Origin of the sequence: Candidatus Allofournierella excrementavium (genome assembly GCF_048526665.1) — a bacterium.
Lineage (GTDB): Bacteria > Bacillota > Clostridia > Oscillospirales > Ruminococcaceae > Allofournierella_A > Allofournierella_A excrementavium.
Genome location: NZ_DBGFPE010000046.1, coordinates 1 through 14,878 on the forward strand (window position 1 = coordinate 1; position 14,878 = coordinate 14,878).

The window sequence follows — 14,878 nt, forward strand, 5'->3', positions numbered from 1 at the left end:
CTTGTGCAGTTGGCAGACCGCACTCCCAGTATAGCAAAGGGAGTTTTTCTTTTTCCATTATCGACATTAGTCTTCTTTTGAACCACTCGCCTAGCGAGTGGTTTTCGGTATACAAAAAAGCGGCCTTCCGCCGCCTTTTGCACGTGAAAAAGTTAACTTTTCCAGCTGCTTTACACCCCCGTCGGCAGCATGCTATACTGAAATTGCAGAATGTGCAAAGGAGGCTGGAGGCATGGATGCAAAAGAGCTGGCGGGCAGCGGCTGCGGCAGGCGGTATGAAAAGGAATACCTGAACAAATACCGCGACTGCATGTTGTTCTACTGCGACGGAAAAGTCCGCTTCGAGCGCTACTGCTACGGCGAGGGCGCCTGCTTCGTGTTCGGCGTCTGGGCCAGCCTTGCCCCGGACGGCGCCCTCACATACAAGCAGCCCTTCGACCCGCTGGTGGACGAGGCCGCCCTGCCCCGCCGCCTGACCGGGATGGAGGACGGCGTGCTCTATTTCGACGATGCCCGCTGGAAATGGGAACCGGCAGCGGACCTCAAGCTGGACGAAAAGAACGGCTACACCCGTCTGCGGATGCTGCTGCACCGGCTTGCAGGCCGCTGAGCGCCCCGCCGCGGGTCTTTTTTATTTTTAAAAATTCCAAAAAGGAGGGTCAGCCTATGCGTGTCCGCTTTCGCCACCGCTTTGCCGCCGGCGCCCAGCGCACGGTGTGCCGGGTGGTGATGTTTTTCCTGTTCCGGGCGCTCAACGCCCTCTCGGTGCGGGACAGCCGCGTCACCGCCGAGATAGCCCCCTGGCCCGAGGCAAGGGTCCTGGGGCTGGAAGTACCCGGCGGCCCGTCGCTCTACATCGCCCGGCGGGCCAAGCGCCTTGTCCGGCTGAAAAGCGCCCCCGCGCCGGACATCCTCATCCGCTTCAAAAGCGTGCGGGACGCCTTCTATGTGTTCACCGGGCAGATGGGCGTGGCCACTGCCTACGCCCAGCACCGGTTCACCGTGCGGGGCAACGTGAGCGAGACCATGGGCTTCGTGCGGTGCGTGGACCTGGCGGAGGGGTATCTCTTCCCGCCCTTCTGGGCAAAATCCATCCTGAAAGAGCTGCCCGAAAAGCAGCTGAGCAGCCTGCGGCTCTACGGCGCGGTGCTGCTGGGCCGGTAAGGAGGTCGTTTTGATGCCGAATTATTATGAATTCAAGCTGCCCGCAAAAATCCTTTCGGGCGACGGCGCGCTGGAGCACATCCCCCACGAGCTGGAGGCCCTGGGCAGCACCCGGCCCCTGCTGCTCTCCGACGAGGGCCTTGTGAAGGCGGGGGCGGTGGCCACCGTGGAGGGGGCCATGGCCCAGGGCGGCGGCGCTTTTGCGGCGCAGTTCTGCCGCATCCCGCCGGACTCCTCCATCCAGACGGTGAACGAAATTGCCGCCTTTTTCCGTGAGCAAAACTGCGACGGTCTTGTGGCCGTGGGCGGCGGCAGTGTCATCGACACCGCCAAGGGCGTGGGCATGGTGCTGGCCCAGGGCAGCGGGGACCTGTTGCAGAACACCGGCTGCGAGGTGCTGGGCCGCGGGGCCCACGTGCCCTTCATCGCGGTGCCCACCACCTCCGGCACCGGCAGCGAGGCCACCCTGGTGGCCGTGGTGGCAAACCCGGAAAAGCACGTGAAGATGGAGTTCATCAGCTACCACCTTCTGCCCGACGCGGCAGTGCTGGACGTGCGCATGACCGCCAGCCTGCCGCCCCGCATCACCGCCAGCACCGGCATGGACACCCTGTGCCACGCCATCGAGGCGGCCAGCTGTTTGCAGCGCAACCCGGTGAGCGACGCCTTTGCCGAAAAGGCCATGGGCCTTGTGATGCAGAACCTGCCCGCCGCGGTGGAAAACGGCCAGAACAAAGCCGCCCGCCTTGCCATGGCCAACGCCAGCCTGCTGGCGGGGGCGGCCTTTTCCAACAGCATGGTGGGCCTGGTGCACGCCATCGGCCACGCCCTGGGCGGCGTATGCCGGGTGGCCCACGGCGACGCCATGACCATCCTGCTGCCTGCGGTGATGGAGTTCAACCTCCCGGTGTGCGGCACCCGCTACGGCGAACTGCTGCTGGCGCTGGCCGGGCCGGAGGAGTACGCCGCCACCCCTGCCCCCGACCGGGCCGGCGCGGCCATCGGCACGGTGGACGCACTGCGCCGCCGCCTGCACGACGCCTGCGGCCTGCCCGTCACTTTGCGGGACACCGGCCGGGTGGAAAAGAGCGCCTTCGAGGCGGTGGCCCGCACCGCCCTGGACGACGGCGCCGTGATCGTCAATCCCCGCCAGGCCTCCTTTGAGCAGGTGCTGGCCATTCTGGAGAAAGTGTGGTGACAAGCATGGACATTGAGCAGATCGTCAAACGTCAGCGAGACTTTTTCGCCACCGGCGCCACCCTGCCGGTGAGCGCCCGCGTGGACGCGTTAAAGCGTCTGCAAGCCAACATCCGCGCCGCGGAAAAGGACCTGCAGGCCGCCATGAAGCAGGACCTGAACAAGAGCGGCTTTGAAAGCTATATGGCCGAAATAGGCATGGTGCTGGACGAGGTGGGCCACGCCGTCAAAAAGCTGCCCGGCTGGGCAAAGCCCAAGCGGGCGCGCACCCCCATGTCCCAGTTTGCCGCCAAGAGCTTCATCCTCTCGGAGCCCTACGGCGTGACGCTGGTGATGGCCCCCTGGAACTACCCCTTCCTGCTCAGCATGGACCCGGTCATCGGCGCGGTGGCGGCGGGCAACTGCGTGGTGCTCAAGCCCAGCGCCTACGCCCCGGCCACCAGCGCGGCCATGGCAAAGCTCATCGCCGACACCTTCGACCCCGGCTGGGTCACGGTGGTGGAGGGCGGCCGCAAGGAGAACTCGGCCCTTTTGGACCAGCGCTTTGACTTCATCTTCTTCACCGGCGGCGTGACGGTGGGCAAGCTGGTGATGGAAAAGGCCAGCCATTGGCTGACCCCCGTCATTCTGGAGCTGGGCGGCAAGAGCCCGGTGCTCATCGACCGCACCGCCGACATCCCCCTCACCGCCAAGCGCCTGGCCTTCGGCAAGGTGCTCAACGCGGGCCAGACCTGCGTCGCGCCGGACTATGTGCTGGTGGACCGCGCGGTGAAGGACCGGCTGGTGGAGGAGCTGAAAAAGCAGTTCGCCGCCATGCTGGGCCCCGACCCCCTGCACAACCCGGACTATGTGCGCATCATCAACCGCAAGCACTTCGAGCGCATCACCGGCGTTTTGGAGGGCGAGACCATTCTGGCAGGCGGCCAAAGCCGCGCGGACGAAGTTTCCGGCTGGATCGAGCCCACCCTGGTGGAGGGCACCGCCGACTGCAAGCCCATGCAGGAGGAGATCTTCGGGCCCATCCTGCCCCTCATCCCGGTGGACAGCATGGACGAAGCCATCGCCTTTGTGAACGGACGGGAGAAGCCCCTGGCCCTCTACCTCTTCACCAAAGACCCTGCGGTGGAGCAGAAGGTTCTGGCCCGGTGCAGCTTTGGCGGCGGATGCGTCAACGACACCATCATCCACCTTGCCACCCATGACATGGGTTTTGGCGGCGTGGGCCAGAGCGGCATGGGCAACTACCACGGCAAGCGCAGCTTCGACGCCTTCAGCCACGAAAAGAGCATCGTGAAAAAGGCCCTCTGGCTGGACCTTCCCATGCGGTATATGCCCTACACCGAAAAGAACGAAAAAATGGTGCGGATGTTCCTGAAATAAGCTTTAAGCGCAGAAAGCCCCCGGGCCGCGGTTTCGCGGCCCGGGGGCGCTGTTTTTTTGTTCAGAACACATCTTTGATGGGCTGCATGGAGTCCACTCCGGCGTAGTAGTCCGCTTTGGAGATCACTGCCATTTCTTCCGTTATGTATTCCGTGTCCGCCCCGTGGGAGATGACATAGAACATATCCTCGCTTTCACCCATAATGCGGGGCAACGTGGTGCCCCAGCCTCCATGGTTGCGCAGGGTGATCTCGGTCAGTTCACCGCTCACGAGGTCCAGCGCAAACAAGCATTCTCTCCACGTGTCAATGTTGTCCGGCTCTGCCTTCCACATCGTTTCCAGCATCAGATGATCGTCCCATACGCAGCCGACGACAATAAACTGATTTTCCGGCCAGTTCTCAGCAAGTACCGTTGTTTCACCGGTGGCAAGGTCCCACGCCTCAAAGCGGCCCTGTGCCTTACTGAACAGGATCTCCTTGTTGTTCCAGCAGGAGAGCGACTGCCACTTCCCATTGTCCCAGCTCAACAGCGGCACTTCCTCGCCAGTGCGGGGATCCCAAACGGTGACCGTGAATGTCGTTTCAGAAAGGATCTCCTCTTGCTGCTGCATATCCGCCTTCAAGTCGCCGGAGGGCTGGTAATACTCTTCCAGCAGTTCCTTTCCATCGCTGAAACCATGCAGCAGGCCCGAGCCAAAAGCTGCCCCGCTGGCAAACTCTTCGGGCAGTTCCGTCCCCTCTTCGGTCTCGCCGGTTTCCGGGTCCAGCAGCACCGCTTTCCCCTCCATCGCCAGCCATATCCTATCCCCTTCCACAGATGCGCCCAAGGGATGAAAAGAGATTTTTCCCAAGCCACTGAACAGCACCTTTTTGTCGCCGCCATCCGGTCTGCGCACATCCAGCGAATAGGTCCCGTCCGCGTCCCGTCCGCAGGTGAGCACCCAGTCCCCCGCCAAAGCCACCTCGCGAAAGTAAGGCGTGAATGCCGGACAGTTCTCATCCTTGTGGGTGCAGCCCACCGTATCACACAAAGGCGTCCGGGTGCCGGTGGTATAGTCGGTGTAGCAGAGAAGACGATCGAAAACTCTGTAGTCTCCCTGTCCGTTTTGCGCCAACAGCTCCCCCAGGTATCCACTTGGCGCCGCAGTGAGGGTATGCTCCCCGTTCAGCAGCTGCTCCACGGCAGCCACGTCGGTCTCGGCCGCGCTTTCGCTTGCCGGCAAAGCGGACGCGCTCTGCCCCGCCTCCTGCCCGGCGCAGCCCGCCAGCAGCGCCGCCGCCAGCGCCACGCCCCACGCCATCCGGGTGCATTGTTTCAAAAACCGTTCCATCTTTGAACAGCCTCCTTTTTCGGGGCAGGGCTCGTGCCGCCCTGCCCTGTTGCTGCTCTCATCATAGTCCCTGCTTTTATCCGACTTGCAGCCGGGTCGTTTCCTGGGGGCATTTTTCAGAACACATCTTTGATGGGCTCCATCGAATCCACCCCTGCGTAGTAGTCCGCCTTGGAGATCATGGCCATCACGCTTTGCGGGGTCTCTTCCGAGCCCGTGGAACAAACCACATAGAATTCGTCCGCGCTCTCGCCCATGATACGGGCCAGCGCGGTGCCCTGGCCGCCGCGGTTGCGCAGGGTGATCTCGGTCAGTTCACCGCTCACGAGGTCCAGCGCGAACAGGCATTCCTGCCAGGTGTCAGTGTTGTCCGGTTCCGGCTCCCATCTGGTCTCCACCATCAGGTGTCCGTCCCACACGTAGGAAAGCTGCACCTTCTGCTCCGCCGGCCAGCTTTCAGTCAGCACCTTTGTCTCGCCGGTGATCAGGTCCCGGGCCTCAAAGCGGCCCTGCGCTTCGCTGAACAGAACGACCTTGTCGTTCCAGACCCGCATGAACCGCCATTCCCCATTGTTCCAGATCGTCAGCGGCACTTCCCCGCCGGTGCGGGGGTCCCAGGCGGAAAGGGTCACGGTGGCCCGGTCGCGTATCTCCTGTTCCTGCCGTTCATCCGCCAGCAGATCGCCGGTGGGCTGATAGTTCTCTTCCACCAGTTCATCCGCATTGGAGGTCACAAGCAGCACCCCCGAGCCCAGCACCCCCACATTTGTAAAAAGTGTGGGGGTGTCCGCCCACGTCTCCGCCTCGCCGGTGGCCGGGTCCAGCAACACCGCCTTGCCATCTCTGGCCAGCCACACCTTGTCCCCTTCCATGGCAAATCCCCAGGGATAGAGCGAATCGCCCTCAGCGCCGGTGAACAGGGTCCTTTTTTCACTGCCGTCCAGCCTGCGGGCGTCCATCGAACATGTGCCGTCCGCGTTCGTGCCGCTGGTGAGAAGCCAGTCCCCCGCCATGCCCACATTGCGGTAATAAGGCGAGTAGGCCGGGCAGCTTTCGTCCGCATGGGCGCAGCCTGCCGCGTCGCACAGGGGGGTGCGGGTACCCGCGGCGTAATCCACATAGCAGAGGAGATACCGGTCCTCCAGATTTACGAATTCATACATGCCCTGGCCAGTCTGCGTCAGCGGTATATCCATATACCCCGACGGCAGCGCGGTGAGAGCATGCTCTCCATTCAGCAGCTGCTCCACGGCGGCCCCGTCGGTCTGGGGCGCGCTCTCGCTCGCCGGCGGAGCGGACACGCTCTGCCCCGCCTCCTGCCCGGCGCAGCCCGCCAGCAGCGCCGCCGCCAGCGCGGCGGCCAGCGCGCGTTTCATCTGTTTCATTCCAAACAGCCTCCTTTTTCCTGGCAGGGCGTTTGCCGCCTCTGCCTTGATGCTGTCCCCAGTGTAACCCTCGCTTTTATCCGACTTGCAGCCGGCGTGTTTCGTTTCAGGAAAAAGAGGCCGCCTCCAGCAAAAAGGTCTCGTGGGCGGCGCAGACCTGCAGCCGCAGCCGCCCCTGGACCGAGCGCAGTTCCGTCGCCCCCGCCTGCACCGTTTGGGTCTCTTCCCAGTCGGGCAGCACGTCCACCCCCAACAGGGCGCGCCATTCCTCCAGCAGCGCCATCGGGTCGGCGGGCGCGTCCGCCGGGCCGTAGACCGAGAGCCGCGCGGGCAGGCCGGTCACCGGCTCGGTGATGAGGTACACATCCCCCAGCCACACCCGCACAAAGCCCATCTCGTCCCGCCAAGCCAGGCCCTGGCCGCTCTGCGCCAGCGCCTCGCCCACCGTCTGCCTCGCCCCGTCGGGCAGGTTTTCCAGTTTCATCAATTCCAGCAGGGTCCCCCGGGCGTTTTCCGCCGCCGCGCCGGCCGCTTCCCCCTCAAGGGGCTCCCAGCCTTCGCTCCAGCCGCCCAGCAGGCGCTGCCGCTCGTAGAGCTGGCTCACGAACCCGTTTTCCCGCGCCGCCGCGCTCAGCGCGAGGTCTGTGGCCGGGCGCGTCCGGGGCTGGGCAAACAGCTCCCGGTCATAGCCCCGGCACACCATCCAGGGCAGGGCCATGCTGCCCGCCGCCAGCGCCAGCACCAAAAGCCAGAGCCCGGCGCTTTTCAGCCGTCGTCTCATCTCCCCGCCTCCTTCAGGTCAAACCGCACGGTGGTGCCTTTGCCCACCTCGCTCTCGATGGCAAGCTCGCCGCCGTGGAGCTTGGCGATGCGGGCACAGAGGGCAAGGCCGAAGCCGCTGCCGTTCTGCGCCCGGGCGCGGGAGCGGTCCACCATATAAAAGGGTTCGGTCACCCGGGCCAGTTCCTCTGCGGGGATGCCCCGGCCCTTGTCCTTCACCGCCAGCGTCACCCGGCCTTCTTTGGCCTCGGCGGTCAGGGTCACTTTCCCGTCCGCCGGGTCGGCCCGCTCGGCGTTGCTCACAAGGTTCTGCACCAGCGCCAGAACAAGGTCCGGCTGGGCCAGCACCGCAAGGCCCTCAAAACCCTCGAACACCAGTTCCGTTTTCGCCTGGGGCGGGCGGATGCGCCGCAGCCGCGCCTCCAGCGTTTTCAGTTCCAGCGGCTCCAGTTCCAGCGTGCCGGTGTGCTCCAGTTCCATGAACACCATCAGCTTCCGGCTCAGCGCTTCCAGCCGCTTTGTCTCGTGATAGATGTAATCCGCCGCCTTTTTGCGCTGCTCGGGCGGCAGCTCGCCGGCGCGCAGCAGCGAGGCGTAACCCATCATGCTGGTGATGGGGGTCTTGAGCTCGTGGGTGAAGGCCGCCACAAAGTCGTCCCGCTGGCGCACCGAAAGGTCCAGCTGTTCCACCTTCTGCTGCACCGCCTGGGCCATCCGGTCAAAACTGCGGCTCAGGTCCGCCAGCTCGTCCTCCCCTTTCAGGGCCGTGCGCTCGTCGTAGGCTCCGGCGGCGATGCGCCGGGCCGCTTCCTCCAGGCGGGCCACCGGGCGGGTGAGCATCCGGCTCATGGCCAGCACCAGCACCACCAGCGCCGCGAAGGCCGCCCCTTCCACCCGGGCAAAGCCCCACAGCAGCGCGTCCCGGGCCTCGAACAGCCCTGTCACGTCGTAGGCGTTCAGCACCCATGCGCTTCCCGCCGCCTGCTCCACCTTGGTGGCGTACAGCTGAAATATCCCGTCGCCGGTGTCCAGATAGGTCACGGCGGTATCCCCCGCCGTCAGCGCCGCCCGCTGGTCGGTGGCGGTGACAGCCTCCGGCAGGCTGGACCAGACAGGAAATCCGCTGCCGCTGTAAAGAGCCATCCACTCGCCGCCGGTGCCGCCGTAGCTTTGCAGCCGCTGGCCGTACTCCTTCAGCAGGTCGGTGTCGTAGGGGCCGGCTCCCGCCTCGATCAGCGCCATCTTCACGCCGTAAGCGTCCCGCTGGTGATGGGCCTCGTTCTGCCGCTGGGCCGCCTCCAGCTGGCTGTCAAAACTGCTGCGCACCAGCCAGGCCGCCCCCGCGTTCAGCACCACCGCCAGCAGCGCCAGCATGGCCAGCGCCAGCTTGTGGGAAAACTTCATTCACTCCGCCTCCAGCATGTACCCGATTTTATACACCGTGCGTATCTCTTTTTGCAGTCCCAGCTTCTTGCGCAGCCGCTGGATGTGCAGGTCCAGGGTGCGGGTGTCGTCCTCGGCGATGTCGCCCCACACCCGTTCATAAATCACGTCCCGGTAGAGCGCCAGCCCCCGGTTGCGCACCAAAAGCAAAAACAGGTCGAACTCCCGGGGCGTGAGCGCCACCGGCCGGCCGTCCCGCTTCACGATGCGGCCCGCCGGGTCCACTTCCAGCCCGAACACCCGCACCGTGCCCAGCCGCCCGCTGCGCCGCAGCACCGCCTCCACCCGGGCGATGAGCTCCATCGGCTCGAAAGGCTTCACGATGTAGTCGTCCGCCCCCAGCCGCAGCCCCCGCACCCGGTCCGTCAGCGCCCCCTTCGCCGTGAGAAAGATCACCGGCGTGCCGGTGGGCGCGAGATACTCCATCAGCTCGAACCCGCTTATCTCCGGCAGCATCACGTCCAGCAGCACCAGGTCGTACTGTTCCTTTTCCAGCTTGTCCGCCGCCTCGCTGCCGCTCATCGCCGTCTCGCTTTTGTGCCCCGCCTGGGCCAGCGTCAGCTGGATGAGGTCCGCGATGGCCGCTTCGTCGTCCACGATCAGGATGTTTGCCATGGTCTTCCCCTCCCCTTTTATCAAAAGTATGCCACAGTTGTATCCGGGGCGTATCCGCCCGAAAAAAGTTTTCCTTCTCCCCTTGACAACCGTGTATACTGTGTATATACTGTATATGTCGGATATGTACAGTCCGGCAAATTCAAAGAAACGGAGAGCACTGATGGAGATCTACATCAGCAATTCCGGCACAAAACCGATTTACGAACAGATCACCGACCAGATCAAGGCCGCCATCCTCGCCGGCAAGCTGGCGGAGGGCGAGGCCCTGCCCAGCATCCGCTTTCTGGCGAAGGAGCTGGGCATCAGCGTCATCACCACCAAACGCGCCTACGAGGACCTGGAAGCCGCGGGCTTCATCCACACGGTGCCCGGCAAGGGCAGCTTTGTGGCCGCCGCGGACCCGGAGCTCCATCGCGAGGCCACCCTCAAAAAGGTGGAGGAACTGCTGAGCCAGGCGCTGGATGTGGCGGCGGCGGGCGGCGTGACCCGTTCGGAGGTGCTGGAAACACTCAAACTGCTGTCAGAGGGAGAATGAACCATGGAAAACGCCATTGAGGTGCGCGGCCTGTGCAAGCGCTACCCCGACTTCCAGCTGCAAGACGTCAGCTTCACCGTGCCCGCCGGGAGCATCGTGGGCTTCATCGGCGAGAACGGCGCAGGCAAAACCACCACCATGCGGGCCATTCTGGGCACCCTGCGCCCGGACGGCGGCGAGATCGCCGTGCTGGGAATGCCCGCGGGCCACACCAAAACGCTGGCTCAGGTGGGCGCTGTGTTCGAGGACGCCTTTTTCTACGAAGTGCTCAGCCCCGCCGAGGTGGGTGCGTGCCTCGCGTCCATCCAGCCCGGCTTCGATAAAGAGTACTACCGGCAGCTGCTCGCGGAATTCGAATTGTCCCCCGCCAAGAAGATGAAGGACTTCAGCCGGGGCATGCGGATGAAGCTGCGGCTGGCGGCGGCGCTGGCGCACCACCCCAAACTGCTGCTGTTGGATGAAGCCACCAGCGGGCTGGACCCGGTGATGCGCGCCGAGATTCTGGACCTTTTGCGCCGCTTCATCCAGGACGAAGAGCACAGCGTGCTGCTGAGCAGCCACATCACCGCCGATCTGGAAAAGGCGGCGGACTACATCGTGTATATCCAGAAAGGCCGTATCCTCTTTGAAAAGGAGACCGACCTTTTGCTGGAGGAATACGGTGTGCTGCGCGCCGGGGCCCAGCAAATCGCCGCGCTGCCCGCCGAGCTGGTGGTGGCAGTGCGCGCCAATGCCTTCGGGCAGGCGGCTCTGGTGAAGGACCGCCGCGCCGCAGCGGCTCTTCTGCCGGATGTGGTGCTGGATAAGCCTACCCTCGACGACATCATGCAGTTCTATTCGGAAAGGAGAAGCGTATGATCGGCCTGCTGAAAAAAGACCTGCTCATCCTGCGGCGGGTCTATATGAAGAATTTCTTCCTTGTGCTGGCGCTCTACACCGTGCTCGGCATCGCGCTGCAAATGACCAGCTTTTTCACCTTGATGAGCTGGATGTACGGCTTTTATGTGATGAGCCTGTTCAGTGTGGACAACACCTGCCGCTGGGATTTCTACGCCGCCACCCTGCCGGTGAGCCGCAAAACGGTGGTGAGCGCCAAGTTCCTGCTGCTGGGCCTCTGCATCGCCGCAGGCTTTGTTTACAGCCTGGTCACGGCCCCGGTGGCGTATCTGCTGATCGGCGAGCCCATCGCCGAGAGCATCCTGGCCAGCCTGCTGGTGACCCTCATCCTGATCGTCTACTTTGCGGTGACCATCCCCCTCACCTATGCCTTCGGGCCGGACAAAGCCCGCAGCGCCATGCTGTTGCTGCTGGGTCTTGCCGGCGGCTGCATCCTCGCGGCCGCCAGCCTGGGGGACGGCGGCGGAGCTGTTCTGATGGTCTTGTTCGGCTGGATGGAAACTTCCCCTGTTCCCGGCTTCTCTATCATCACCGCCGCGACAGCGGTGCTCTGCCTCGTCTGCTGGCTGGTCAGCTGCCGCATCTACGAGAGAAAAGAGTTTTAAACAAAGCGAGGCGCGCCGCCTGCCGGAACAGCAGGCGGCGCGCCTTTTCGCAAAAAGGTCAGCCCAGGGCCACGTCCAGCAGCATCATCACCAGAAAGCCCAACATCACGCTGCCGGTGCCCACATGGGAATGCTCGCCCAGATGGGCCTCGGGGATGAGTTCCTCCACCACCACATAGATCATGGCGCCGGCGGCAAAGGCCAGCACCCAGGGCATCATGCCCGCCACGCTGCCCGCCGCCAGCACGGTGAGCAGGCCGAACACCGGCTCCACCACGCCGGACAGCGCGCCGCAGACGAAAGCCTTGCCCCGGCTCACGCCCTGCCCCCGCAGGGGCAGGCTGATGGCCGCGCCCTCAGGGAAGTTCTGCAGCCCCATGCCGATGGCCAGCGCCACCGCACCGGGCAACGCCGCCGCGCCGCCGTCCCGGGCGGCCACCGCGAAGGCCAGGCCCACGGCCATGCCCTCGGGGATGTTGTGCAGCGTCACCGCCAGCACCACCATTGTGGTGCGCTTCAGGTGGGCGGGCAGGCCCTCCGGCTCATCGCTGCCGATGTGCAGGTGGGGTAGCAGGCGGTCCAGCAGCATCAGAAAGACGCCGCCCAGCACAAAGCCGCCTCCGGCGGCCAGCAGCGCACTCTGGCCCTGCTCCTCGGCCATCTCCATGGCGGGGATGAGCAGCGACCACACCGACGCGGCGATCATCACCCCGGCGGCAAAGCCCAGAAAGGCCCGCTGCAGCCCGGCGCCCATGTCCTTTTTGAACAAAAACACGGTGCCCGCCCCCAGCACGGTGGCAAGGCAGGTGGCTCCGGTGCCCAGCATAGCAAAATACAATTCACGCGAAAGCATGCGTTTCTCCTTTTTCGCACGGCAAGCGCCGCGTTATTCTCCGCCGCCCCGCGCCGCAAACGCGGCTCGGGCCAGCGCTGCTTTCACTATACACTACCGCCGCGCGCATTTCAACTTGATTTGCCGCCCAAAAGCAGGTATAATATGTAAGCGTTATACGTCTCTGTAGCTCAGATGGATAGAGCGTTCGCCTCCTAACAATCGAACCGTTCGAATCCCGGAGCCTTGTATAACTGAATAATTTCTGTATATGCCCCCGTACCTCACCAGGATAGAGGGTCCGCCTCCTAAGCGGAATGTAGTGAGTTCGAGTCTCGCCGGGGGTGCCAAAAATGACCGCTGTAAGCCGTTTTTTGATGGTTTGCAGCGGTTATTTGTTATCATTCCTTTCGAGCAACCTTGTCGCTCTGCCGGAACGACTTTATGCATTTCACGCTGTATCCCTGCTAATTGGCTTCGAACATTTTTTCCGGGTTTGCTAATGGAAATCGCGGATTTGCTAACACGATTTTTCCGAACTATTTTCCGGATGGGGCCGACGCCAGCAATGCGGCCAGTGTGTTGGCCAGTTCCGGCGACTTGCGGAGCTGTTCCACCAGGGCTTCCAGGTCCAGCGACACACTCTCCGGCTCTTTCGGCCCCCTGGTTTTTGCCGGAGGGCGCACCGTCCGCAAGTCGGGATTGGCGCTGGCATAGAAGGCGTCCTCGAACTTCTGGGCGTTTACCTTGCGGTCCTCATCCAGAATGTGGGCATACACGCTGGTGATCATGTCGATCTGGGCGTGGCCCGTGTCGCCCTGGGTGGCCTTCAGGTCGCCGTGGTTCAGTTTCAGCTTGTAAGTGGTGCTGGAATGGCGGAGAGAGTGAAAGACCACTTTCGGGAGTCCAGCCTTCTCCCGCAGCTTTTCAAATTCCTTCAGGAGCACCCGGTCCTCACAGGGTCGCCCGTTGGGCAGCGCCACCACCAGGTCGTAGTCCTGATACTCATCCCGGAGCATCTCTTTCAGCTCGTCCTGGGACTTCTTCCATTCCAGCAGAATGTAGGCCAAAGTCTTGGGCAGCCACACCTTGCGGATGCTGGAATCGGTCTTGGGCTTCTTCAGGATAATCCGGGTGCTGGTGTTGGCAAACAAGGGCGGGAACACATAGTAGACATCCCTATGCCCCAGCATCTCAATGGCCCGCTTGGAGGCCCGCGCCAGTTCCTTGTCGATGTAGACATAGGCATTGTCAGCGGCGATGTCCTCGTCGGAGATATGGACATTGCTCCAGGTCAGCCCCATGATCTCGCCCATGCGCATGGAACAGGCAAAGGCCAGATTCATCGCCACATAGAGTTTCCCGTCCGTACACTGATCCAGGGCGGTGCGGATCATATCGGCGGTCCAGATGTCCCGCTTTTTATGTTCCACTTTCGGCAGGATCACATTGTCGAAGGGATTCTTAGGGACCAGCTCCCACCGGACCGCCTGCTTGAAGGCGCAGCGGAGGAGCTTGATGATCTTGTCAATGGTGGCGTTGGTCACGAACTCCGTTTTGGCATGGTGGTTCCTGGTGTTCACCGCAGGGTTTTCTGCAAGGTCTGGATGTACTTGTCCACCACACGAGGCGTGATGTCCTGCACCTTCATGTCCCCGATGATGGGGTTAATGTAGTTGGCAATCAGCGAATTTTGGCTGTCATACATGGACACGCCCCATCGCTTTTCGCCGTAGAGGGAGACGAAGTCCAGCAGAAACTCCGAGATACTTTGATTGCTGGGCGGGAGAAAAGACCGGGTGGTTTTCTGATTCTCCACCTCCGCCTTGCGCTTCAATGCGTCCTGATAGCTGGAGCGCGTCTCCCACTTCTGCTTGGTCTCGCCGTTCTCGTCCACATAGGTGTAGACGATGGAATAGTTTTTCTTTCTTTTGATGATGGATGCCATAACGAACCTTCCTTTCTTGTGTCACAGGTCAAGTGACTCCAGCCAGTGGTCGAACGACCGCTTGGAAATTCGTATGGCGTTGCCAATTCGTACGCTTTTGAAAAGGTCCTCCCGCACAAGGCTATATGCCCGTGCTTGGCTGACACCTAAAATCACGGAAATGTCATTGACCGTATAGGTGCGGCACTCCAAAGGCCTTTTCTCCGTACCGTTCTGAATCTCTGACACAGCAGCCTCCTTTTCAGTCAGAAACGGCACGCAAAAGGGTGTTCATTCATAACTTCCACCCTCATTGTACCGCGCCGTTTCGGGTTTGTCTGCTGCTAATAGAAAGTTTACGAACTATCCGTAAACAGAAAAGCAGAAGATTTATCTGAAAATAAAAGAGGCAGAAAACGGATGGCTGCTGGCCGCAGCTCCACGGGAATCTCACCCCGGCCCATGCTGATGGGTGCGCCGCGCAATGCTTTGAGGGCGTTCAACGCGGGAGTCTCATTATCCTGTCTGTGCATCCTCGCCCACAGGCTGCCACACCTGTTTCGCGGCCTGGTTTTGTCGCTCACCTGTTTGGTAGGGGTCCCGTCCTGCGGACTTGCAACAGGGTCGTGGCGCACCGGCCGACCGGCTCCACACAGACAGATCGTATCCGTCTGCCTTATGCTGCCCGAAGGCTTTCTTTGTCAAGGTGGGGCCAGTCCCCGGCATCGGCAAAGGAGGAAAGGGTAAGCCGCTTGCCTTCTGCCAGGGCTGAAAGGATCAGG

The 14,878-nt window shown here is 62.7% G+C and carries 16 protein-coding genes and 1 tRNA gene; 8 read left to right on the plus strand and 9 right to left on the minus strand.

The features are described 5' to 3' along the window. Positions 1-232: 232 nt before the first annotated feature. The 4 genes from ACMI1Q_RS10640 to ACMI1Q_RS10655 are packed head-to-tail and all read left to right on the plus strand — an operon-like array spanning position 233 to position 3,741. Positions 233-610, plus strand: a complete 378-nt coding sequence (locus ACMI1Q_RS10640) for a hypothetical protein (RefSeq protein WP_177521362.1) — start codon at positions 233-235, stop codon at positions 608-610. A gap of 56 nt (positions 611-666) precedes the next feature. Further along, complete coding sequence (locus tag ACMI1Q_RS10645; RefSeq protein ID WP_419503741.1) at positions 667-1,164, plus strand: hypothetical protein; 498 nt, start codon at positions 667-669, stop codon at positions 1,162-1,164. A gap of 13 nt (positions 1,165-1,177) precedes the next feature. Beyond that, positions 1,178-2,362: an iron-containing alcohol dehydrogenase gene (locus tag ACMI1Q_RS10650; RefSeq protein ID WP_419503742.1), complete on the plus strand. Its 1,185-nt coding sequence runs from the start codon at positions 1,178-1,180 to the stop codon at positions 2,360-2,362. A 5-nt stretch (positions 2,363-2,367) separates the two neighbouring features. Then, the gene (locus tag ACMI1Q_RS10655; RefSeq protein WP_419503743.1) at positions 2,368-3,741 is read left to right on the plus strand and encodes an aldehyde dehydrogenase; all 1,374 of its coding nucleotides are present in this window, start codon (positions 2,368-2,370) and stop codon (positions 3,739-3,741) included. A gap of 61 nt (positions 3,742-3,802) precedes the next feature. Here ACMI1Q_RS10655 and ACMI1Q_RS10660 read toward each other — a convergent pair whose 3' ends face one another. The 5 genes from ACMI1Q_RS10660 to ACMI1Q_RS10680 form a co-directional block, all read right to left on the minus strand. Beyond that, complete coding sequence (locus ACMI1Q_RS10660; protein ID WP_419503744.1) at positions 3,803-5,074, minus strand: hypothetical protein; 1,272 nt, start codon at positions 5,072-5,074, stop codon at positions 3,803-3,805. 116 nt (positions 5,075-5,190) lie between these two features. Further along, on the minus strand, positions 5,191-6,459 hold the full coding sequence (locus ACMI1Q_RS10665; RefSeq protein ID WP_419503745.1) for a hypothetical protein: 1,269 nt from the start codon (positions 6,457-6,459) through the stop codon (positions 5,191-5,193). A gap of 106 nt (positions 6,460-6,565) precedes the next feature. Further along, the gene (locus ACMI1Q_RS10670) at positions 6,566-7,240 is read right to left on the minus strand and encodes a hypothetical protein (RefSeq protein ID WP_419503746.1); all 675 of its coding nucleotides are present in this window, start codon (positions 7,238-7,240) and stop codon (positions 6,566-6,568) included. After that, positions 7,237-8,643: a sensor histidine kinase gene (locus tag ACMI1Q_RS10675; RefSeq protein WP_419503747.1), complete on the minus strand. Its 1,407-nt coding sequence runs from the start codon at positions 8,641-8,643 to the stop codon at positions 7,237-7,239. The genes ACMI1Q_RS10670 and ACMI1Q_RS10675 overlap by 4 nt, the downstream gene beginning before the upstream one ends. Next, positions 8,644-9,297, minus strand: a complete 654-nt coding sequence (locus ACMI1Q_RS10680) for a response regulator transcription factor (RefSeq protein WP_419503748.1) — start codon at positions 9,295-9,297, stop codon at positions 8,644-8,646. It lies immediately after the preceding gene. Positions 9,298-9,460: 163 nt separating this feature from the next. Between ACMI1Q_RS10680 and ACMI1Q_RS10685 the strand changes: the two genes are divergently transcribed. From ACMI1Q_RS10685 to ACMI1Q_RS10695, 3 genes are read left to right on the plus strand one after another with little or no spacing between them, the layout of a single operon-like run. Then, a complete protein-coding gene (locus tag ACMI1Q_RS10685; RefSeq protein ID WP_177521399.1) occupies positions 9,461-9,835 on the plus strand; it encodes a GntR family transcriptional regulator in 375 nt (124 codons plus the stop codon). Between the two features lie 3 nt (positions 9,836-9,838). After that, positions 9,839-10,693: an ABC transporter ATP-binding protein gene (locus tag ACMI1Q_RS10690; RefSeq protein ID WP_419067522.1), complete on the plus strand. Its 855-nt coding sequence runs from the start codon at positions 9,839-9,841 to the stop codon at positions 10,691-10,693. Then, positions 10,690-11,337, plus strand: a complete 648-nt coding sequence (locus ACMI1Q_RS10695) for an ABC-2 transporter permease (protein ID WP_419503749.1) — start codon at positions 10,690-10,692, stop codon at positions 11,335-11,337. Before ACMI1Q_RS10690 ends, ACMI1Q_RS10695 begins: the two co-directional genes overlap by 4 nt. Before the next feature lie 58 nt (positions 11,338-11,395). Here the strand turns inward: ACMI1Q_RS10695 and ACMI1Q_RS10700 are convergent, their stop codons facing one another. Then, positions 11,396-12,190, minus strand: coding sequence for a ZIP family metal transporter (locus ACMI1Q_RS10700; RefSeq protein ID WP_419503750.1), 795 nt, complete (start codon positions 12,188-12,190; stop codon positions 11,396-11,398). A 252-nt stretch (positions 12,191-12,442) separates the two neighbouring features. Between ACMI1Q_RS10700 and ACMI1Q_RS10705 the strand changes: the two genes are divergently transcribed. After that, positions 12,443-12,519: transfer RNA gene (locus ACMI1Q_RS10705), tRNA-Arg, on the plus strand. A 189-nt stretch (positions 12,520-12,708) separates the two neighbouring features. Here the strand turns inward: ACMI1Q_RS10705 and ACMI1Q_RS10710 are convergent. From ACMI1Q_RS10710 to ACMI1Q_RS10720, 3 genes are read right to left on the minus strand one after another with little or no spacing between them, the layout of a single operon-like run. Beyond that, positions 12,709-13,752 (minus strand): site-specific integrase, encoded by a 1,044-nt coding sequence (locus ACMI1Q_RS10710; RefSeq protein WP_419503751.1) that lies wholly within the window; start codon positions 13,750-13,752, stop codon positions 12,709-12,711. Further along, a complete protein-coding gene (locus ACMI1Q_RS10715; RefSeq protein WP_419503752.1) occupies positions 13,749-14,117 on the minus strand; it encodes a hypothetical protein in 369 nt (122 codons plus the stop codon). Before ACMI1Q_RS10715 ends, ACMI1Q_RS10710 begins: the two co-directional genes overlap by 4 nt. A gap of 21 nt (positions 14,118-14,138) precedes the next feature. Continuing rightward, positions 14,139-14,345, minus strand: a complete 207-nt coding sequence (locus ACMI1Q_RS10720; protein WP_419503753.1) for a helix-turn-helix domain-containing protein — start codon at positions 14,343-14,345, stop codon at positions 14,139-14,141. Positions 14,346-14,878: the final 533 nt, after the last annotated feature.